The sequence below is a fragment of the Nocardiopsis sp. KDC1DS13DA1 genome (assembly GCF_055632325.1).
Window position 1 is genome coordinate 244,580 of record NZ_JBVMUY010000014.1, and the last position, 21,220, is coordinate 265,799.

Genomic DNA, 21,220 nt, shown 5'->3' on the forward strand with positions numbered 1-21,220 from the left:
CAGGGGGGTCGTAGCGTGAGTGACCCGCTCCTGTGTGGGCAGTAGACAACCAGAACCGCACAAGTACCCACCAGTGATCCGGGCTCACTCGGGCTCCCGAGTTCGTGGTGGCTGCCGGGGGAGCACCGCTCCCGCGACGGTCACCTCGTGTTCGAGCGCCCCTGCCGGGCCGGGGATCCACACCCGACCGCAGGTAGCGCGCCCCGCGGGGACGCGTCAGAACAGGGAAGTGAACTCGCGTGGCAAGCCAACTCTCCGTCTCCGAGGCCAGGGCGTTCCACAAGGCGATCGGCGTCGAGGTCGATGCCAAGATCCTGCTCCGTGCCCTGACCCACCGCTCCTACGCCTACGAGAAGGGCGGTCTGCCCACGAACGAGCGACTGGAGTTCCTCGGTGACTCCGTGCTCGGCCTGGTGGTGACCGACACCCTCTTCCGCAAGCACCCCGACCTGCCGGAGGGGCAGCTGGCCAAGCTGCGCGCCGCCGTCGTCAACATGCGCGCCCTCGCGGACGTGGCCCGCGGCCTGGGCATCGGCGCCTACATCCGCCTCGGCCGCGGGGAGGAGGGCACCGGCGGACGCGACAAGTCCTCCATCCTCGCCGACACCCTCGAAGCCATCATCGGCGCCGTGTACCTCGACCGGGGGCTGGACGTGGCCTCCGAGTTCGTGCACCGCCTCTTCGACCCCCTCATCGCCACCGCCTCCGGCCTGGGAGCCGGGCTGGACTGGAAGACCTCCCTCCAGGAGCTGACCGCCGCCGAGCTGCTCGGTGTCCCCGAGTACCACGTGGACGAGAGCGGCCCGGACCACCAGAAGACCTTCCGCGCCACGGTCCGCGTCGCGGGGGAGAGCTACGGCCTGGGCGAGGGGCGCAGCAAGAAGGAGGCCGAGCAGCAGGCCGCCGAGTCCGCGTGGAAGGCGATCCGGGCGCGGGCCGACGCCGCCGCCGAGTCCCAGCCGTCCGCCAAGACCCAGAACCGGAGCTGAGGTGCCCGAACTCCCCGAGGTCGAGGTCGTGCGCCGCGGCCTGGCCACACACGCGCTGGGCCGGACCGTGGGCGCCGTCGAGGTCCTGCATCCGAGATCGGTGCGCCGCCACGTGCCGGGCGCCGCCGACTTCGCGGCCCGCCTGGAGGGGCGCGTCCCGACAGCCGCGCTCCGGCGCGGCAAGTACCTGTGGCTGTCCCTGGACAGCGGCGAGATGCTCCTCACCCACCTGGGCATGAGCGGTCAGATGCTCGTCCAACCGCGGGGGAAGCCCGACGAGAAGCACCTGCGGGTCAGGTTCGCGCTGTCGGACGGTCGGGAGCTGCGGTTCGTCGACCAGCGCACCTTCGGCCACCTGCTGGTGGACGCACCGGGGGTGCGGGCCGACGTCCCGGCCTCGGTCGACCACATCGCGCTGGACCCCCTGGACACCGACTTCGTCCCGGAGGTGTTCGTGCGTGCCCTGCGCACGCGGCGCACGGAGGTCAAGCGGGCCCTGCTCGACCAGTCGCTGATCAGCGGGGTGGGCAACATCTACGCGGACGAGGCGCTCTGGCGCACCCGACTGCACTGGTCCCGCTCCACCAGGGGCCTGTCCTCCGCGCAGGCGACCGAGCTCCTGGGACACGTGCGCGACGTCATGAACGAGGCGCTGGCGGTGGGCGGCACCACCTTCGACGGGCTGTACGTCAACGTCAACGGGCAGAGCGGCTACTTCGAGCGCGGTCTGAACGCCTACGGGCGCCAGGACCGGCCGTGCGGGCGCTGCGGTGCCCCGATCGTCCGCGAGGCGTTCATGAACCGCTCCTCGTTCAGCTGTCCGCGCTGCCAGCCCGCTCCGCGGGTCCGTCACTAGGCCGTGTCCGCCCCGGGCCTTCGCCCGGCTCCTCGGCGGACGTCCGGCGCCGCGCCCTCCTCCCCGGGGCCGAACCGCCCCCTCCGCGGCCGTCACGACGGCAGGGACAGGAATGTTGGGCGTGTTGGTGAGCAAACTGTCTCTGTGAGGTAAGGAAAGGTGTGGCGCGTGGAGAACCACGAGGATCCCGTCCGGCTGACCGCCTGGGTGCGCGGCCGGGTCCAGGGAGTGGGTTTTCGCTGGTGGACGCGGTCTCGGGCGCTCGAACTGGGGTTGAGCGGGGCCGCGACCAACCTCGCCGACGGCCGGGTCGAGGTGGTCGCCGAGGGGGAGCGGAGCGGGTGCGAACGGCTTCTGGAGCACCTGAAGAGTGGCCGAACACCCGGTCATGTGGACTTCGTGGTCGAACGTTGGTCCTCGCCTGGGGGGACGTTCACCGGATTCATCGAGCGGTGAGTATGCTTGTTGCGTAACGCGATTCGGACCACCCGGCGGTGGCCCCGGGAGGAACGCGGTGGGGCGTCGGTCCGCCCCGCGCACGTCTTCGGGGGTGTGGCACCGGGGGTGGGTGCCTCCGGTTCGCGTGACCTCACGTGCCCAGGTCACTCCGGCCTGGCGTGCGGTCGTTACCGACTGTTGTAATCCAATCTTGACCAGCGGCGCGCAGAGTGAGACTCTGGAAGGCACATCGCGCAAATCTTCCACCCGTGGAAACCACTCGGCAGTCGAGTGTCTCCGGGGTGTCGTGTGCGCGTTTCATCACTGGTCACTCAGTGTGGAGGACCCACATCATGGCGAAGGCTCTGTTTGGCCACGTCGGCGGCTCCGACCCTCGTATGGTCCAGGAGATGCGACGGCTTCAGAATCGAGTACGCGACCTCGAGGCCGAGATCAGCCGCCTCCAGGCGCGCAACGACCAGCTCAGCATGGCCGTCTCCGACGTCGCCGTCAGTGCGACGGATCGCGAGCCCGCGCTCGCCTGACCCGCGCCGTCGATGCACCGGGAGTACACCCGGCCGACCGCGTGACACGTGAACCACGGACGGGACGCCGTACGCAACACCTCAGGCGTCCCTGACGGTAGTTCCGCCCAGCCGCTGCGCGGTCCGTTCGACCCAGCGGTCCGACAGTCCCGATCCCTCCGCCGCAGACTCTCTTTCCTTTTCCTTGCGGCATTATTTACCGTTGTACCCGGCGGACACCGTCACAACCCTCCGTGTTCGCCGGAGCTCCCCCGGCACGACCGTGGCCCACCTCATCGGGCCCTTCGGCGCGAACCGCGCACGTCACCCCCGTCTTCGTGGCACCCTTGGGTGATGCCGTGCGGCGTCCCAGGCCATGGCGCGCGTCGACACCGCACGTGAGATGGCCCGTGTGGGCCCGGTGGCCGGTGTGGGAGGTGTGGGTGTACCTGAAGAACCTGACGCTGCGCGGCTTCAAGTCGTTCGCGTCGGCCACCACCCTGCGTTTCGAACCCGGGATCACGTGCGTGGTGGGGCCCAACGGTTCGGGCAAGTCCAACGTCGTCGACGCCCTCTCCTGGGTGATGGGCGAACAGGGCGCCAAGTCCCTGCGCGGCGGCAAGATGGAGGACGTGATCTTCGCGGGCACCTCCACCCGCCAGGCCCTCGGCCGTGCCGAGGTCAGCCTCACCATCGACAACACCGACGGCGCCCTGCCGATCGACTACACCGAGGTCACCATCCGGCGGACGATGTTCCGCAACGGGGGTTCGGAGTACGCGATCAACGGCGACACCTGCCGCCTCCTGGACATCCAGGACCTGCTCAGCGACTCCGGCATCGGTCGCGAGATGCACGTCATCGTCGGCCAGGGGCAGCTCGACACCGTCCTGCACGCCGGGCCCGAGGAACGCCGGGCGCTCATCGAGGAGGCCGCGGGCATCCTCAAGCACCGCAAGCGCAAAGAGAAGGCGATCCGCAAGCTCAACGCGATGCAGGGCAACCTGGACCGGGTCACCGACCTCACCGCGGAGCTGCGCCGCCAGCTCAAGCCCCTCGGGCGCCAGGCCGAGCTGGCCAGGCGCGCCGCCGTCATCCAGGCCGACCTGCGCGACGCCAGGCTCCGCCTCCTCGCCGACGACATCGCCACCCTCACCGACCAACTGGCCAGGGAGGAGGCGGACGAGAAGGAGGTCCGTGAACGCCGGGCCGCCGCCGAGGCCAGCCTCACCCAGGCACAGGAGCGCGAGACCGCCCTGGAGTCCCAGTCCGCGGAGGCCGCCCCGGTCCTGGCCCGCGCCTCGGAGACCTACCACGCGCTCTCCCGCCTGGCGGAACGCCTCGACGCCGTCCGCGGACTGGCCGCCGAGCGCCACCGCAACCTCGTCGCCGTCACCGACGAGCCCGTGAGCCGCCACGACCCCGAGGAACTGGAGACGGAGGCCGAGGAGACCGCCGCCCAGGAGGAGGAGCTGCTCACCCGACTGGAGGAGACCCGGGAGGCCCTGGAGGCCGCCGTCGAGGAGCGGACCTTCGCCGAGGACGCCCTGTACCGCGAGGAGAAGCGGCTGGAGTCCGCCAACCGCGCCTCGGTCGAGCGCCGTGAGGGCATCGTACGGCTGGGCGCGCGCGTGGAGGGCCTGCGCGGTCGGCTCGGTGAGGGGGAGGCCGAGATCGCCCGGCTGGAGGAGGCCGCCCGGCAGGCCGCCGAACGCGCGGCCGAGGCCCAGACCGAGTACGAGATGGCGGCGGAGGAGTCCGCCGGCCTGGACGAGGGCGACGCCGAACTCGACACCGCCCAGGAGCGGTCCGCGCGGCTGCTGTCAGCCGTGGAGGCCGAGCTCAACGAGCTCCGCGACGCCGAACGCGTGGCGGAGCGGGAGCGGTCCGCGCTCGCCGCCCGCAAGGAGGCGCTCGAACTCGGGCTCGCGCACAAGGACGGCGCGGGCACCCTCCTGGAGGCCGCCCCGGACGGCCTGCTCGGCAGCCTGGCCGCGCTCGTCCAGGTCGACCCCGGCCAGGAGACCGCGGTCGCCGCCGCCTTCGGACAGGCGGCCGGGGCCGTGGCCGCGGCGTCCCCGGAGGCGGCCGCGGCCGCCGTCCGCCTGCTCAGGGAGCGGGACGCGGGCCGGGCCGGGATCGTGGTCGCGGGCGCCGTGCCCGCTCCGCCCCGCGAGGACTGGCCCGTCCTGCCGGAGGAAACCCGCTACGCCGTCGACGCGGTGACCGCCCCCGACCCGCTGCGGGGGTCCGTCACCGCCCTGCTCGACCGGACGGTCCTGGCCACCGACGCCGACCACGCCCGGCACCTGGTCGGCACCGTGCCCGGCGTGCGGGCGGTCACACCCGACGGCGACGTCTTCGGCGCGGCGCTCGTCCACGGGGGGTCCGCCGCCGCACCCAGTCTGTTGGAGGTCCAGGCCGCGGTGGACGAGGCGGGCGAGCGTCTGGAGGCGGCCACCGAGACCGGCAAGCGCGCCGCGGCGGACCTGGAGGCCAAGAAGCGCGAACGCGCCGAGCTGGCCGAGGCCGCGGAGGAGCTCACCTCCCGCCGTCGCCACAGCGACCGCAAGCGCAACGAGTCCGCTCAGCGGCTGGGCAAACTCGCCGGTCAGGCCCGGTCCGCCGAGGCGGAGGCCGAGCGCTACGCCGCGGCCGCGGCCAAGGCGGCCGCCTCCCGGGGAGAGGACGCGGACCGGCTCTCCCGTATGGAGGAGGAGCTGGCCGAGGCCGAGGAGATGGCCGCCTCCATCGAGGAGGACGCCCCCGACCCCGAGACGTGCGACGCGCTCTCGGCCCAGGCCTCACGCGCCCGCGCCACCGAGATGGAACGGCGCCTGGCGGTGCGCACCGCCGAGGAGCGCGCGCGCTCCGTCGCCGGACGTGCCGAGGCCCTGCGCGCGCAGGCGGCCGAGGAGCGCCGCGCCGTGCAGCGGGCCGCCGAGCGCAGGCGGACCCGCGCCGCCCAGGCCACCATCGCCGAGGCGGTCGCGGACAGCGCCCGCCTGGCCATGGAGCGGATCCGGGTGTCCCTGGCCGCGGCCGAGACCGAGCGGGCCGCCGCCGAGGCGCGCAAGGAGGAGCGCGACGCCGAGTTGCGCACGGTCCGCGCCCGGGTGCGGGAACTGTCGGTCGAGTGGGAGAAGCTCACCAGTTCGGCGCACAGCGGAGAGGTGGCCCGGGCCGAGCGGCGGATGCGCCTGGAGCAGTGGGAGACCAAGGCGGTCGAGGAGATGGGCGTGGACGTGCCCACGCTCGTGGCCGAGTACGGGCCCAGTGTGCCGGTGCCCCCGCCCGCCGACGCCGGGGAGGAAGCCGAGCCCGCGCCGTACGTGCGCGACGTGCAGGCCAAACGCGCCCGCGCCGCGGAACGCCAGCTCAACCAGCTCGGCAAGATCAACCCGCTGGCGTTGGAGGAGTTCGCCGCCCTGGAGGAGCGGCACGCGTTCCTCCACGCCCAGCTGGAGGACCTGAAGAAGACCCGTCGGGACCTGCTGGAGATCGTGCAGGAGGTGGACGCCAGGGTCCAGGAGGTCTTCTCCTCCGCCTACCTGGACGTGGAGCGCGAGTTCGCCGCGATCTTCGGCCGCCTGTTCCCCGGCGGCGAGGGACGGCTGCTGCTGACCGACCCCGAGGACATGCTGACCACCGGTATCGAGGTGGAGGCCCGTCCCCCCGGCAAGAAGGTCAAGCGGCTGTCGCTGCTGTCGGGCGGTGAGCGGTCGCTGACGGCGGTGGCGTTCCTGGCCGCGATCTTCAAGGCCCGGCCCTCGCCGTTCTACGTGATGGACGAGGTCGAGGCCGCGCTGGACGACACCAACCTCCAGCGGCTGCTGGTGATCTTCGAGGAGCTGCGGGAGTCGTCCCAGCTCATCGTGATCACCCACCAGAAGCGCACCATGGAGGCCGCCGACGCCCTCTACGGCGTCACGATGCAGGGGGACGGCATCTCCCAGGTGATCAGCCAGAAGCTCGACCGTCCCGCCTGACCCGCTCCGGACACGCGGCGGGGCCGTCCCCCGGTGGAGGACGACCCCGGAGGGTCCTCACGCCTGTTCCCGGAACGGTCGCCCCGGGGGGTTCGCCGTTCGGGCGCCGCCGGGGCGCGTCAGGCGTGGCCGGGGATGAGGCATCCCCGTCCGCTCGGGTGCCCGGACACGGTCCGGGGCGAAGCGGAGGACCGCAACACACACTGTCTAACCCCGGTCGATGGTGATGACCGGCGACGTCCAGGTCTCCCAGTGGTCAGGGTTGTCCTCGTCGCCCAGCGCCTTGAGCGCGCGGACCTCCAGGCGGTAGTCACCGTCCCGCACCTCGCGGGCCCGGTGTTCGTCGCTGACCGTCCCGTCCCAGACGTAGGAGAAGAACGCCGTCGACGTCTCGTTGCGTCCGACGTTGGCCACGTCCACCGCCACGTTGCGGCGCGGGTGCACCGGTCGGCCGGTGCGCTCGCTGATGACGCGCATCTCCAACCGCGTCACGTGGTGGTCGAAGTGCGCGATGACGTACGGGTAGTCGGGCAGGCCGTCCACCCAGCTCATGGAGTAGGTCGCTCCGTCCGGCTGGTTGGCGAAGCTGCCGCCGTTGGAGGCGGCGCAGTCCAGGCCGTTGAACACCTCGCACTCGGTGATCCGCGTCAGCCAGGGCAGCTCCTGGACGTTGCCGTCCCCGTCGGTGATCGGGGTCATCGCGTCGATCGCCTGGTAGTCACCGGCGTAGGCCGCGTACGGGACCCGGAAGGTCTCGCCGTCGACCTGGGAAACGGTGACGTATCCGCCGTAGAGCAGCTGGTCGAGCTCGGCGGCGGGCGGGGTGATGGTCACCTCGACCTCCACCGAGTCGCCCGCGCCGACGGTCACCGTGTCGGCGTCGAAGGCCACGTCGGCGAACGCGTCGTTGAAGGAGGGGGTGAAGGTGCTGCCGTGCGTGCCGAGCGCCGCCTCGTGGCTCAGCTCGTAGGTGGCCTCGGCGTCGCCGTCGTTGGTGATGGTGACGGTCTCGGTCACCGCCTCCCGGGTCTCACCCGGAGCCAGCTTGCCCGGTGTGACGGTCGTCGTGGCCAGTACCGCGCCGGGGATGTCCAGCATGCCCGCGCCCTGCCGGTGGACGTTGTCGAGGAAGCCGAGGTCGGGGTTGCCCCACCACGCCTTGGGGTCGGCGCTGTTCTGGAGGATGGCGCGCACCTCGTCGGCCGCCAGGCCCGGGCGGGCCTGGAGGAGCTGCGCCACGGCGCCCGCGACGTGCGGCGAGGACATGGACGTGCCGCTGATGGTGGCGTACCCGCCCTGGTCCATCGGGTAGGTGGAGTTGATCAGGCCTCCGGGCGCGCCGATGTCGGGCTTCAGGTCCAGGTCGGGCGACATGCCGTAGGAGCTGAACGAGCTGATCAGACCGCCGGTCGGGTTGGGCGTGCTGACCGTCTCCTCGGTCCAGGTGAGGGTGACCGGCTCGGAACCCTCCAGGAGCCCGGTCAGGTGGGCGCCCGCCTCGTCGGAGACGCCGATGGCGAACGCGCCCCGGTCGGTGATGCCGCCCCCGGCGAACATGCCGGGCACGTTGTTGTAGACGACGACGCCGGTGGCGCCCGCGTCCAGCGCGGTGTCGTACTTCTCCGCGAAGGTGCAGTTCCCGCGCGCGATCAGCGCGGTCCTACCCGCCGGGTCGCCCTCCAGGGTGTCACCCAGGGACGGGCAGGCGCGGCCGACGTGGACGAGTTCGTCGGTCTCCCCGTCGGCGGGCGGTGCGGCGGCGCTGCCCATCGCCATGAAGGGGAGTGCCTCACCGCTCGGGTTGGCGATCACGGACGCCGCGCTGATGTGGGTGTTGTCGTAGGCGGCCACCCCGATCACGTTCTCGCCCAGGCCGGGGGCTCCGGCCGAGTAGAGACCGGTGTCGCCGGAGTTGCCGATCGAGGCGACGACCACCATGCCCTCGTCGACGAGGTGGTCGGCGGCGACGGCGGTCGGGTAGCCCGGCCAGCTGTGGGAGGAGCCGATGCTCATGTTGAGCACGTCCATGTCGTCGGACAGGGCCCGTTCCATGGCGGCGATCATGATGTCGGCCGTGGTCGACCCCTCGCAGCCGAACACCTTGTAGGCGCCGAACTCCACGTCGGGCGCCACACCGGTGACCTGGCCCTCGGCGCCGATGATCCCCGCCACGTGTGTGCCGTGACCGTTGCAGTCCTGCGGGTCGTCGTCGGGGACGGGGGTGCTGGCGGGGTCGGCGGCGTTGAAGTCGTCACCGACGAAGTCGTGGCCGGTGACGATGCGGCCGTTGGGGAAGCCGCCCGGACCGCCGAGGTCGGGGTGGGTGTAGTCGATGCCCGTGTCCATGACGGCGACGCGCAGACCCTCGCCGGTCAGGCCGAGTTCGCTCTGGCCGATGTCGGCGCCGGTCATGCTCAGCGCGGTGTCCATCTCGGGCTCGGACTGCTCCGGTTCGGGTGCCTCGTGCCGCATGACCGGGTAGATGGCGCTCACACCGGGGATCTCCCGGGCCGCGCCCACCTGGGCGTCGTCCATCTCGACCGAGAAGCCGTTCCACAGTTCGCCGAACGAGTGCCGTTCCTCGTACTCCAGGCCGTACTCCTCGGCCTCGGTGCGGAAGGCGCGCTGTTCGTTCTCGACCGCGGCCTCGGAGTTGCCCTCGGCCCTGGAGGGGCCCTCCAGTTCGATGAACCACAGGCCCTCGGCCTGGTGGGTCATCTCGCCGTTCTCGGCGCTGGGGGCCGGATGGAGGGGGGCGAGTTCCGATCCTTCGTCGGCACTGGCGGGGGCGGCCGTGACGAGGCCCGCTATCAGGGTCAGCCCGGCGACTGACGCCAGGTGCGAGCGGTGGGGTACCACCTTGTCAACACATCCCTTCTCGGTGCGCCGCGGAACACCGGGGGAACGGGCCACCCGAACGGTGACGGGTTCGCGTGTACCGATGGATAGGCCGTGTGGTGTCCGTTATCGGTTTTTCGACGCACATAGCACCGAGATCATTGCCGTGAGTCATAAACGTGTCAATGTTCTCCGAGACTCGATTCGGCCACACAAGGGAATGAATTGAACTAGCAGCATCATGTTGCGCAAAAATCTACAAACCGGACAGACAATGCTTTTATTTGTGAAGCAGACAAAAGGTGCATTGATCGTGCGGGAGGGTGAGAGTGCGCCGGTCGACGCGGCCGTTGCCCGCCCGAGGAAGCCGGAAAGGGGGTGCATCCAGGGCCTGAACAGGGACGAAAGGCTCACGAGTACAGTGGTGGGGTCGGGTCGCCACCAGTGCCCCGACGGTGTGGAGCGAGCGAAGTCCGGTCACACGGCCCTCCGGGCCGCCCAATCCGGCGCTGTCCCGCAACTGTGAGGCCCCGCCCCGAGCGGGGACGAGCCAGGTCGCCTCGCCCGCACCGACGAACCGTCCTCGTGGGAAGGACCGGCCGTCCCTCCCGGGCCGTGCTCCCCTTCCCCCTGCCCGACCAAGGAGCACAGTGCGGATCGCACGCAGACTTCCCCTCGCACTCCTCGGCGCCACGCTCGCCCTCACCGCGTGCGGCGGACCGGCCCCCGAGACCGACCAGGACGCCGCGCCGGCCGGTGACGCCGCCTTCCCGGTCACCCTGACCGACGCGCTCGGCGAGGTCACCCTCGACGCGGCCCCGGAGCGGATCGTCTCCCTGTCGCCCAGCCACACCGAGATGCTCTTCGCCATCGGCGCGGGCGACCTGGTCGAGGCGGCCGACGAGTACTCCGACTACCCGGCCGAGGCGCCCACCACCGACCTCAGCGGGTTCACCCCCAGCGTCGAGGCGATCGTCGAGTACGACCCCGACCTGGTCATCCTGGCCCGCAGCGCCGAGGAGACCGTCCCGCAGCTGGAGGCCGTCGACGTCCCGGTCCTGACGGTGGACGCCGCCACCGACATGGCGGACGTCTACGACCAGATCCGCCTGCTCGGCGACGCCACCGGTAGGTCCGAGGAGGCCGACGCCGAGGCCGAACGCGTCGAGACCGCGTTCAACGAGGTCGTCGAGAACGTGCGAGCCGAGGTCGGCGACACCGGGCTCACCTTCTACCAGGAGCTCGACGACACCCTCTACTCCGCCACCTCCGACACCTTCGTCGGCCAGATCTACTCCTCCTTCGGCCTGGTCAACATCGCCGACGAGGCCGACGACGGTACCGCGGGCGGCTACCCGCAGCTGTCCCAGGAGTTCGTCGTCGAGCAGAACCCGGACCTCATCTTCCTGTCCTACGAGGGCGCGGACGCCGTCGGCGCGGTCGCCGGGCGACCCGCCTTCGACACGGTCACCGCGGTCCGCAACGACGCCGTCATCCAGCTCGACGCGGACGTCGCCTCCCGCTGGGGCCCGCGCGTGGTCGACTTCGCCGAGGCGGTCGGTGCGGCCGTCACCGAGAACGCCGGAGCCTAGGTGGCGGGCGGGGCCGAGCCGGAGGAGACCGCGGGCGGCGGGCGCCGGCCGGGGGCGTCGCACCGCGTCGCGGGGCGGCCCCTCGGGCTCCCGCTCGGCTGGATGGCGGGCGGCCTGGCGCTGCTCGTCGCCTCGGCCCTCCTCGGAGTCACGGCGGGCGCGGCGGACATCTCCGCGCCCGACATCGTCCGCCACCTGCTCAGCCTCGTGTCACCGCAGGCCGAGAGCCCGCTGACCGACCGGCAGGCGGCGCTCCTGGTCGAACTCCGCCTGCCCCGGGTGGTCATGGGCGTCGTCGTCGGCGCGCTCCTGGCCACCGCGGGCGGCGCCTACCAGGGGGTGTTCCGCAACCCGCTGGCCGACCCGTACCTGCTCGGCGCGGCCGCGGGCGCGGGTCTCGGCGCGACGCTCGTCATCGTCTTCGGCCAGGAGCTGACCGACGCGCCCCGGGCACTGGTCCCCGTGGCGGCCTTCGCCGGCGCCCTGCTGGGTGTGGCGGCGGCCTACACGCTCGGGTCGGCCGCGGGCGGCGGCGGGACCGCCTCCCTCGTCCTGGCGGGGGTGGCGGTGTCGTCGTTCCTGTCCGCCGCCCAGACACTCACCCAGCAGATCGGCGGGGACAAGCTGCTGCGGATCTTCTCCTGGCTGCTCGGCGGGCTGGGCCGCGGCGGGTGGGACGACGTCCGTATGGTCGCCCCGTACGCGGTGGTCTCCCTGGTGGTCCTGCTCCTGTGCGGCTACCTGCTGGACATGCTCGCCCTGGGCGACGAGAAGGCGGTGAGCCTGGGGCTCAACCCCGGTGCGGTGCGCGTGGTCGTCATCAGCGCCGCGTCACTGGCCACCGCCGCCGCCGTGGCGGTGAGCGGGCTGATCGGGTTCGTCGGGATCGTCGTCCCGCACGTCGTGCGCCGCCTCGTCGGGTCCAACTACCGGGCGATCCTCCCGGTGACCGTGTTCCTCGGCGGCGCGTTCATGGTCCTGGTCGACATCGTCGCCCGCACCGTGGTGGCCCCCGCGGAGCTGCCCCTGGGCGTGGTCACGGCCTTCCTCGGCGCGCCCTTCTTCCTCGTGATCCTGCGCACCACCCGGCACCGGACCACCTGACGCGCCCCGCCGGAGGGAGGCCCGGCGACCACCGCGGACGCTCTGTAATACTGAGTCCGCTATGGACATCACCTTGCTCGCAATCCTGATCATCGTCGTCGCGCTCCTGGTGGTCGGCGGATCCTTCCTGGTCGCGTCCCGACGCTCGGTCGCGCCGGGCAAGGAGGAGACCAAGCCCGAGGTCACCGGGGAGCCCCCGACGGCGGCTCCCGCGGAGGACCGCGACCGAACCGCCGAGGCGGTCGTCCCGCCCCCGGCACAGGCGCCTCCCGCGGAGGAGGCCGTCAAGTCGGCGGAGCCGGAGCTGGAGACGCCTCCGCCGTCCGCGGGCCGGATGGTGCGCCTGCGCGCCCGGCTCGCCCGCTCGCAGAGCTCCTTCGGCCAGGGGCTGCTCAACCTCCTGTCCTCCGACACCCTCGACGAGGACACCTGGGAGGAGATCGAGGACACGCTCATCACCGCCGACATCGGTGTGACGTCGGCCGCCCAGATCGTCGACCACCTGCGCACACGGGTGAAGGTGCTCGGCACCCGCGACACCGACGAGGTGCGCGCCATGCTCCGCGAGGAGCTGCTCAACCAGATCGGCTCGGACACCGACCGCGCGGTGCGCACCGAGCCGCACGGGGACCGCCCCGCCGTGATCATGGTCGTGGGCGTCAACGGCACCGGTAAGACCACGACCACGGGCAAGCTCGCCCGTGTGCTGGTGGGGGACGGCCGCAGCGTCGTGCTCGGCGCGGCCGACACCTTCCGCGCCGCCGCCACCGAGCAGCTCCAGACCTGGGGCAGCCGGGTGGGCGCCCCCGTCGTGCGCAAGGAGGAGGGGGCGGACCCGGCCAGCGTCGCCTTCGACGCCGTCTCCCGGGGGATCGACGACGGCGCGGACACGGTCATCGTCGACACGGCCGGGCGCCTGCACACCAAGACCGGCCTCATGGACGAGCTCGGCAAGGTCAAGCGGGTGGTCGAGAAGCGGTCCCAGGTGGACGAGGTGCTGCTGGTCCTCGACGCGACCACCGGCCAGAACGGGCTGCGCCAGGCGCGCGTGTTCGCCGAGGTCGTCAACGTCACCGGGATCGCGCTGACCAAGCTGGACGGCACCGCCAAGGGCGGCATCATCGTGCAGGTCCAGCGTGAGCTGGGCGTGCCCGTCAAGCTCGTCGGCCTGGGTGAGGGCCCCGACGACCTCGCCCCCTTCGACCCCGAGGTCTTCGTGGACGCCATCCTCGCCACGGACTGAGCAGTGCCTGGCTCGGGCCTCCGCTGCGCTCGGGCCCGGGTTCGGGCCCCGAACGGCACCTCCCCGGGGTGACCGTTCCCCACTCCGGACGGCCGGGCACCCCGAGCGGGGCCCGGCCGTCGCCGTGCTCGGGGGTGTGACCGGCGTCATACGAAGGAAACCCGGTCGCAACACGGCGGCCGACGACCTGTCGCGGCGTTCGTTATCGTTGTGAGATCGCCCCGATATGTCACCCTGGGTGTCGTACATGTCGCCCAGGGTTGACCTCAGGGCGGCGGGTTCGTGCCGTCACGGGACCGTTCGCGTGGAACGATCCATCGGTTCACGGCTCCTTAACACTTCTGACTGTCCTTTTACACGCGCGCAACATGTCGGCTCAGGGCGAGAAACACCCAGGTCGGACAGTGGCGTCCGTGGTGATCCGCACGGCCCGATGATGCGCTCGCTGACGCCGCCCCTGCACGACCATCCCCCGTCCGTCCTACGGAGGCGACGACATGATTGACTCTGGCAACACCACGTGGCTGCTGGTCAGCGCCGCGCTGGTGATGCTCATGACACCGGGCCTGGCCTTCTTCTACGGAGGCATGTCGCGGGCCAAGAGCGTCCTCAACATGATGCTCATGAGCTTCGCGAGCATCGCGATCGTCAGCGTCCTGTGGGTGCTCGTCGGGCACTCGCTGACCTACGCCGAAGGGCCCGGAGCGCTCAACCAGTTCATCGGCGGCTTCGACTACCTCGGCCTCAGCAGCCTCATCGGTGAGATCGAGCCCGCCGCGGACGACGGCAGCGGCGGTTACCCGCTCCTCGTCGACGCCGGGTTCCAGATGATGTTCGCGGTCATCACCGTCGCGCTCATCAGCGGCGCCATCGCCGACCGCGCCAAGTTCGGCGCCTGGCTGATCTTCGTTCCGCTCTGGGCCCTGCTCGCCTACTTCCCCGTCGCCCACTGGGTCTGGGGCGGCGGCTGGTTCGAGCTGATCGGTATCGGCGACGCGGGCGTCATCGACTTCGCGGGCGGTACCGCCGTCCACATCAACGCCGGTGCCGCCGCCCTGGCCCTGACGGTCGTCCTGGGCCGTCGCAAGGGCTTCGGCGTCGAGTCCATGCGTCCCCACAACCTGCCCTTCGTCCTGCTGGGCGCCGCCCTGCTGTGGTTCGGCTGGTTCGGCTTCAACGCCGGTTCGGCCTACGCCGCCGACGGCACCGCCGCCCTCGCCCTGGTCAACACCCAGGTCGCCACGGCCGCCGCGATCATCGCCTGGATGCTCGTCGAGAAGCTGCGCTACGGCAAGGCCAGCGCGCTCGGGTTCGCCTCCGGCGCCGTCGCGGGCCTGGTCGCGATCACGCCCGCCGCCGCCGACGTCACCCCGATGGGCGCGATCGCGGTCGGCGCGGTGGCCGGTGCCCTGTGCGCCTACGCCATCAGCTGGAAGTTCAAGTTCAAGTACGACGACGCGCTCGACGTGGTCGGCGTCCACCTGGTCGGCGGTGTCATCGGCTCGCTGATGATCGGCCTGGTCGCCTCCTCGGCCGCCAACGGCTCCGACGGTCTGGCCTACGGCGGCGGCGTCGACCTGCTGCTCGTCCAGCTGATCGCCGTGGTCGCCACCATCGTCTACTCCTTCGTCATCACCTGGGTCATCGCCAAGGTCATCGACCTCGTCATGGGCTTCCGCATCCCGGAGGAGGTCGAGACCAACGGCCTCGACCACGAGCTGCACGCCGAGTCGGCCTACGCCTTCGAGGAACTCGACGAGCTCGAAGGAGCGGTCTCCCTGCCGACGCCTCCGGGCGGGGAGACGGCCTCATCGCAGGCCAAGGCCTAGCCTCGACGCTGAGGCCACGGGACTTGCGCCGCTGACGCGGTGAGGTGATGGCAGGGGCCGGCGGGGAGAGATCCCCGCCGGCCCCGTCGTGTCATCCCCGGGGCCGTGCGCCCTCCTGCGGGTGACGCCCGGCCGCGGCTGGCCGAGCCGCGCCCCGCGGTTGGATACCCTTCAAGGCGATGCGGCGGCAGCGCCGGAGGAAACCGTGGCAACCCGCGCCAGGAATGGGGACGGGCCACGGCGACGGCCCCGCACCCCGGACCGGGGTGCGCCGAGTGCAACCGCGGGCCACGGAGCCGCATCCCACGCCGGGGACGGGACACGCGTCGGCGGTCCCCCCTCCCAAGGATCCACGCGTATTCGTAGAGCACCCCGTTCGTCGGGGTCAGGAGGCAAGATGGCGCCGGTCAGTCACAACAGGGGTCGCAGGAGCGGTCGTACCGCGTTCGCCGCGGCGGGCACGGTCGCCGTGCTCGGTCTGACCGGCTGCTCGGCCATCAGCGGCCTCCTGCCGGGCGGCGGTGACGAGGAGCAGCCCAGCCCCGAACCCACGGAGTCGGTGGCCGCGGCGCCCCTCCTGCAGGAGGCCCTCGCGGACCTGACCGACTACCCGGCGCTCACGGCGACCGGACAGGTCGCCGAGAGTGTCGGCGGGGACGTGCTGGACACCTCGCTGACGGTGGCCGACGGAGGAGCGACCAGCGGCACCCTCCGGGCCAACGGCATCGAGGGCCAGGTCGTCGACGTCGACGGCCGCACCTACGTGCGCGCCACGGAGGACTTCTGGCTGGACCGGGGGGTCTTCGGTCCGGACTTCGACGACTTCGAGGACAACTGGGTGCGCGCCTCGGCCGCCCAGGTGGGGATCGAGCCCGGCGCCGTCCTGGCCCCGCCGGTCCTGGCCCAGATCCTGGGCGGGCTGGAGATCGAGGAGGAGGACGCGGTCGAGGAGAACCTCGACGGCACCCTTACCTACCGGATCGACCTCGCGGGCGAGCGCGACCAGGTGTGGATCAACGCCGAGACCAACCAGGTCCAGCGCATCGCCATCGAGGAACTCGTTCCCGAGGACGCCGAGACCGGGCCCCAGGTGCGCCTCGACCTGGCCCGGGCCGACCAGGCCGCGGTCGAGGAGCTCTACACCGGCCTGACCGCCACGGTGGAGGACGAGCTCACCGGATCCCGGGACGCCCGGGTCGAGGTCGCCTGGGAGGGCGAGCCCAACATGACCTGCGACGAGGGGCCCAGCTGCACGTGGTCGGGGACCGCCTACGACGCGGGCGGCGCCGCGGGCGGCAGCGTCGCGGTCCGGATGGACGTCACCTTCACCAACGAGGAGCTCGGCGAGCAGGAGTGCAGCGACTCCGGCACCCTGGAGGCCGGCGGCTCCCTGGAGCTGTCGTGCAGCGCCGACTACAACAACGTCAGCACCTCCGAGCAGGAGCGTTCGGTGGACGGCTCGGCCCAGCTCTCCACCCGCGGCATGACCGGCGAGGAGCAGGAGAGCGTCCTGGCGGCCCTGACCGAGCAGCGTGAGGCGACGCTGTCCGGCGGCGGCGACGAGGAGAGCGGCGAGGCGACGGACGGGGAGTCCGCCGGGGAGGCGGAGGACTCCGCGAACTGAGCCCCGGCCCGGGGTGGCCGAGGGCAGGTAACCTGGGAGACCAATTCCGAGACGAAGGACTGGCCAGACTCGTGTTCGAGACGCTTTCCGACCGGCTGACATCGGTCTTCTCCTCGCTGCGCGGCAAGGGTCGCCTGTCTGAGGAGGACATCAACGCGACCGCGCGGGAGATTCGTCTCGCCCTCCTGGAGGCGGACGTCGCGCTTCCGGTGGTACGCGAGTTCATCGCGCGGATCAAGGAGCGCGCCCGCGGGGAGGAGGTCTCCAAGGCCCTCAACCCGGCGCAACAGGTCATCAGGATCGTCAACGAGGAACTGGTCGAGATCCTCGGCGGCCAGACCCGGCAGATCCGGTTCGCGAAGAACCCGCCCACCGTCATCATGCTCGCGGGTCTCCAGGGTGCCGGTAAGACCACCCTGGCAGGCAAGCTCGCCAAGTGGCTGACCGACGAGCGCAACACCCCCCTGCTGGTCGCCGCCGACCTCCAGCGCCCCAACGCGGTCACCCAGCTCCAGGTGGTCGGTGAGCGGGCCGGGACGGCCGTGTTCGCCCCCGAACCCGGCAACGGGGTCGGTGACCCGGTCCAGGTCGCGCGGGAGTCCGTCGAGCACGCGCGGCGCAACAACCACAACGTGGTCATCATCGACACCGCGGGCCGTCTCGGTGTGGACACGGAGATGATGCAGCAGGCCGCGGACATCCGCGACGCGGTCGAGCCCGACGAGATCCTCTTCGTCGTCGACGCGATGATCGGTCAGGACGCGGTCAACACGGCCCAGGCCTTCCTCGACGGGGTCGGCTACGACGCGGTCGCGCTCACCAAGCTCGACGGTGACGCGCGCGGTGGCGCGGCGCTGTCCATCCGGCACATCACCGGCCGTCCGATCATGTTCGCCTCCACGGGTGAGAAGCTGGAGGACTTCGACCTCTTCCACCCGGACCGGATGGCGTCGCGCATCCTGGACATGGGTGACGTCCTCACCCTCATCGAGCAGGCCCAGCGCACGTTCGACGAGGCCGAGGTCGAGAAGATGGCCTCGACCATCGCCTCGGACGAGGACTTCACGCTGGACGACTTCCTCCAGCAGATGTCGATGGTCCGCAAGCTCGGCCCGATCGGGAACCTGCTCGGCATGATGCCGGGCATGGGACAGATGCGTGAGCAGATCGACAGCATCGACGACAAGGACCTGGACCGCATCCAGGCCGTCATCCAGTCGATGACGCCCGCCGAGCGCGCCAACCCCAAGATGATCAACGGCTCCCGCCGTCTGCGCATCGCCAACGGTTCGGGGACGCAGGTCAGCGACGTCAACGGTCTGGTGACCCGGTTCTTCGAGGCGCAGAAGATGATGCGCAAGATGAAGAACGGTGGCATGCCCGGTATGCCGGGGATGCCGGGCATGGGCGGTGGCAACCGCAAGAAGGCCAAGGCCCAGGCCAAGAAGGCGAAGAAGGGCAAGCAGCGCAGCGGCAACCCGATGAAGGCCCGTCAGCAGGAGGCCGAGCGCGCCGCGCAGCGCCAGCGCCGCCAGGAGGAGGGCGGCCAGACCACGCCGCAGCTGCCTCCGGGGCTCGGCGGCGGTGCGGGCCAGCCGCAGCTCCCGCCCGGTCTCGGGGGTCCCAACATGCCGGACCTGTCGAACTTCAAGCTGCCGAAGAACAAGTAGCCGCGGCCCGCCACGGGATCCGCGCCCGATCCACACGCCTGCGGCCCGTCCCGGGGTTCCGACCCCCGGGACGGGCCGCACCCGCGTCGAGGGTGTGACGATACGCGCCCGGTGTCCTGTGCGAGGAACCCGTCGGAGTCTGGCACAATGAGTAGTCGACTAACGGTGGCTGGCCAGCCCTCTAACTCGCCCGCCGCCCACGTCTGCCCGGGCGTGTGCCACAGCCCCACGTGGTTCGTCGCCGGGCGCCTAACACCGTTAATCGGGAGAAGACCACTCCAGTGGCTGTCAAACTGAAGCTCAAGCGTATGGGCAAGATCCGTACGCCCCAGTACCGCATCATCGTCGCCGACGCCCGCAACAAGCGTGACGGCAAGGCGATCGAGGAGATCGGCAAGTACCACCCCAAGGAGCACCCGAGCCTCATCGAGGTCGACTCCGAGCGGGCCCAGTACTGGCTGTCCGTGGGCGCCCAGCCGTCCGACGCGGTGAAGGTCCTCCTGCGCAAGACCGGTGACTGGCAGAAGTTCAAGGGCCTGCCCGCCCCGGCTCCGCTCCAGGTCGCCGAGGCCAAGGACCCCGAGGCCAAGGAAGCCGCCTTCCAGGCCGCCCTGAAGGAGCTCGTGCTCCCCGGCGGCGAGGCCAAGGGCAAGGCCAGGAAGTCCGAGAAGAAGGCGGACAAGGCGGCCGAGAAGCCCGCCGAGGCCGCTGAGACGGAGAAGTCCGAGGGCGAGGCCTGACGTGCTGGAAGAGGCGCTTGAGCACCTCGTGAAGGGGATCGTTGCGAACTCCGACGATGTCCAGGTGCGGGCCAGGAGGCTCCGCAAGGGCAAAGTCCTGGAGGTCCGGGTCCACCCCGACGACCTTGGCAAGGTGATCGGCCGCAACGGCCGCACCGCCAAGGCCCTGCGGACCGTGATCGGTTCCCTCGCCGGGGGCCGCTACGTCCGTGTGGACCTGCTGGACCTGCACGAGGTGCGCTGACACGCCTCACGGGGCGCCGACCGGACCGGTCGGCGCCCCGCAGTCATGCCCGGGGTACGTCCCCGGGCGCCGTCGTCCCGGCCCAGCGAGGGCCGGATCCCAGAAAGGGACGAAGCTCCATGCAGCTCGTTGTGGGCCGGATCGGCCGCGCGCACGGTGTGCGCGGTGACGTCGCGGTCGACGTGCGCACGGACGACCCCGCGGAACGGTTCGCCGTGGGCTCCGTGCTCACCACCGACCCCGCCGACGCGGGTCCCCTGCGCGTGTCCGCCACCCGTCGCCACAGCGGGAAGCTGCTCGTGCGCTTCGAGGGGGTCGGGGACAGGGACGCCGCCGAGGAGCTGCGCGGGACCACCCTGCTGGTGGACTCCGCCGACGTCGCCCCGATCGACGACCCCGACGAGTTCCACGACCACGAGCTCATCGGCCTGGCCGTGGTGACCACCGGTGGCGACCCCGTCGGCCGGGTGGAGGACGTGCTCCACCACGCGCAGGACGTCCTGGTCGTCACCGCCGGGGACGGTCGGGAGGTCCTCGTGCCGTTCGTGTCCGCCCTGGTCCCCGAGGTCGACGTGGCCGCGGGCCGGATCGTCATCGACCCGCCCGCCGGCCTGCTCGACCTCGCCGAGTGAAGGGGCGCCCATGCGCATCGACATCATCAGTATCTTCCCCGACTACTTCGCCCCCCTGGACCTCTCGCTGATCGGCAAGGCCCGCTCCGCCGCCCTGCTCGACGTCCGCGTACACGACCTGCGGTCCTGGACCCACGACCGGCACAACACCGTCGACGACACCCCCTACGGCGGCGGCCCCGGAATGGTGATGAAGCCCGAGCCGTGGGGCGAGGCGCTCGACGAGGTCGTGGGGGCGGGACCCGCGCGGCTGATCCTGCCGACCCCGAGCGGGCGGCCGTTCCGCCAGGCCGACGCCGAGCGCCTGGCGGGCGAGGAGCGCCTGGTCTTCGGGTGCGGGCGCTACGAGGGGATCGACGCGCGCGTGGCGGTGGAGGCCGCGCGGAGGATGCCGGTCGAGGAGGTGAGCATCGGCGACTACGTCCTCAACGGAGGCGAGTCCGCCACGCTGGTGATGGTCGAGGCGATCACCCGCCTCCTGCCCGGTGTGCTCGGGAACACGGAGTCGGCGGTACAGGACTCGTTCGCCTCGGGCGGGATGGAGCACCTCGTCGAGGGGCCCGTCTACACCAAGCCCGCCGCGTGGCGCGGGCAGGAGGTGCCGCCGGTGCTGCTGTCGGGCAACCACGGGGCCGTCGACCGCTGGCGTCGGGACCAGGCCCTGCGCAAGACCGCGCGCAACCGCCCCGACCTGGTGAGCGCCACCCCCGAGGAGAGTCTGGACCGGCGTGACCGGGAGGTTCTCTCCGAGGAGTCCGTTCGGGACGGCGACCAACCTGTGGCAAACTAGGTGAGTTCCCCCCTGGTGACCGGCCGCATCCGCATGCCGGCGGTACGACGTCGGCCTCTGTGACGGTCACCCGGGCGGTTCGACAGTCAGACCCATGAGGGCCCTCGCCCGCGCACCC

Annotated in this window: 16 protein-coding genes; 15 read left to right on the plus strand and 1 reads right to left on the minus strand. The window is 71.5% G+C overall.

The genetic code is table 11. The features are described from left to right. Positions 1–239 precede the first annotated feature (239 nt). From rnc to smc, 5 genes are all read left to right on the plus strand, one after another. Positions 240–989 (plus strand): ribonuclease III, encoded by a 750-nt coding sequence (gene rnc, locus ACTVAJ_RS09450; protein WP_470387698.1) that lies wholly within the window; start codon positions 240–242, stop codon positions 987–989. Position 990: 1 nt separating this feature from the next. Further along, a complete protein-coding gene (gene mutM / locus ACTVAJ_RS09455) occupies positions 991–1,845 on the plus strand; it encodes a bifunctional DNA-formamidopyrimidine glycosylase/DNA-(apurinic or apyrimidinic site) lyase (protein WP_470387699.1) in 855 nt (284 codons plus the stop codon). 168 nt (positions 1,846–2,013) lie between these two features. Continuing rightward, a complete protein-coding gene (locus ACTVAJ_RS09460; RefSeq protein WP_470387700.1) occupies positions 2,014–2,301 on the plus strand; it encodes an acylphosphatase in 288 nt (95 codons plus the stop codon). A gap of 335 nt (positions 2,302–2,636) precedes the next feature. Next, the gene (locus ACTVAJ_RS09465; RefSeq protein WP_470387701.1) at positions 2,637–2,828 is read left to right on the plus strand and encodes a hypothetical protein; all 192 of its coding nucleotides are present in this window, start codon (positions 2,637–2,639) and stop codon (positions 2,826–2,828) included. Positions 2,829–3,250: 422 nt separating this feature from the next. Then, on the plus strand, positions 3,251–6,796 hold the full coding sequence (smc, locus tag ACTVAJ_RS09470; RefSeq protein WP_470387702.1) for a chromosome segregation protein SMC: 3,546 nt from the start codon (positions 3,251–3,253) through the stop codon (positions 6,794–6,796). Between the two features lie 207 nt (positions 6,797–7,003). Here smc and ACTVAJ_RS09475 read toward each other — a convergent pair whose 3' ends face one another. After that, positions 7,004–9,655, minus strand: a complete 2,652-nt coding sequence (locus ACTVAJ_RS09475) for a S8 family serine peptidase (RefSeq protein WP_470387703.1) — start codon at positions 9,653–9,655, stop codon at positions 7,004–7,006. Positions 9,656–10,284: 629 nt separating this feature from the next. Here ACTVAJ_RS09475 and ACTVAJ_RS09480 point away from each other — a divergent pair. The 10 genes from ACTVAJ_RS09480 (at position 10,285) to trmD (ending at position 21,102) form a co-directional block, all read left to right on the plus strand. After that, complete coding sequence (locus ACTVAJ_RS09480) at positions 10,285–11,226, plus strand: ABC transporter substrate-binding protein (RefSeq protein WP_470387704.1); 942 nt, start codon at positions 10,285–10,287, stop codon at positions 11,224–11,226. 102 nt (positions 11,227–11,328) lie between these two features. Continuing rightward, on the plus strand, positions 11,329–12,330 hold the full coding sequence (locus tag ACTVAJ_RS09485; protein WP_470387880.1) for a FecCD family ABC transporter permease: 1,002 nt from the start codon (positions 11,329–11,331) through the stop codon (positions 12,328–12,330). A gap of 61 nt (positions 12,331–12,391) precedes the next feature. Continuing rightward, entirely contained in the window at positions 12,392–13,573 is a 1,182-nt protein-coding gene (gene ftsY, locus ACTVAJ_RS09490; protein ID WP_470387705.1) for a signal recognition particle-docking protein FtsY, read from the plus strand. A 497-nt stretch (positions 13,574–14,070) separates the two neighbouring features. Beyond that, positions 14,071–15,402 (plus strand): ammonium transporter, encoded by a 1,332-nt coding sequence (locus tag ACTVAJ_RS09495; protein WP_470387706.1) that lies wholly within the window; start codon positions 14,071–14,073, stop codon positions 15,400–15,402. Positions 15,403–15,799: 397 nt separating this feature from the next. Then, on the plus strand, positions 15,800–17,026 hold the full coding sequence (locus ACTVAJ_RS09500) for a hypothetical protein (protein ID WP_470387707.1): 1,227 nt from the start codon (positions 15,800–15,802) through the stop codon (positions 17,024–17,026). A 71-nt stretch (positions 17,027–17,097) separates the two neighbouring features. Beyond that, positions 17,098–18,696: a signal recognition particle protein gene (ffh, locus tag ACTVAJ_RS09505; protein WP_470387708.1), complete on the plus strand. Its 1,599-nt coding sequence runs from the start codon at positions 17,098–17,100 to the stop codon at positions 18,694–18,696. Positions 18,697–18,977: 281 nt separating this feature from the next. After that, positions 18,978–19,436 (plus strand): 30S ribosomal protein S16, encoded by a 459-nt coding sequence (rpsP, locus tag ACTVAJ_RS09510; protein ID WP_470387709.1) that lies wholly within the window; start codon positions 18,978–18,980, stop codon positions 19,434–19,436. A 1-nt stretch (position 19,437) separates the two neighbouring features. After that, positions 19,438–19,680 (plus strand): RNA-binding protein, encoded by a 243-nt coding sequence (locus ACTVAJ_RS09515; protein WP_017598215.1) that lies wholly within the window; start codon positions 19,438–19,440, stop codon positions 19,678–19,680. Positions 19,681–19,799: 119 nt separating this feature from the next. Then, on the plus strand, positions 19,800–20,312 hold the full coding sequence (gene rimM, locus ACTVAJ_RS09520) for a ribosome maturation factor RimM (protein WP_470387710.1): 513 nt from the start codon (positions 19,800–19,802) through the stop codon (positions 20,310–20,312). 10 nt (positions 20,313–20,322) lie between these two features. Further along, positions 20,323–21,102, plus strand: a complete 780-nt coding sequence (gene trmD / locus ACTVAJ_RS09525) for a tRNA (guanosine(37)-N1)-methyltransferase TrmD (protein WP_470387711.1) — start codon at positions 20,323–20,325, stop codon at positions 21,100–21,102. Positions 21,103–21,220 lie beyond the last annotated feature (118 nt).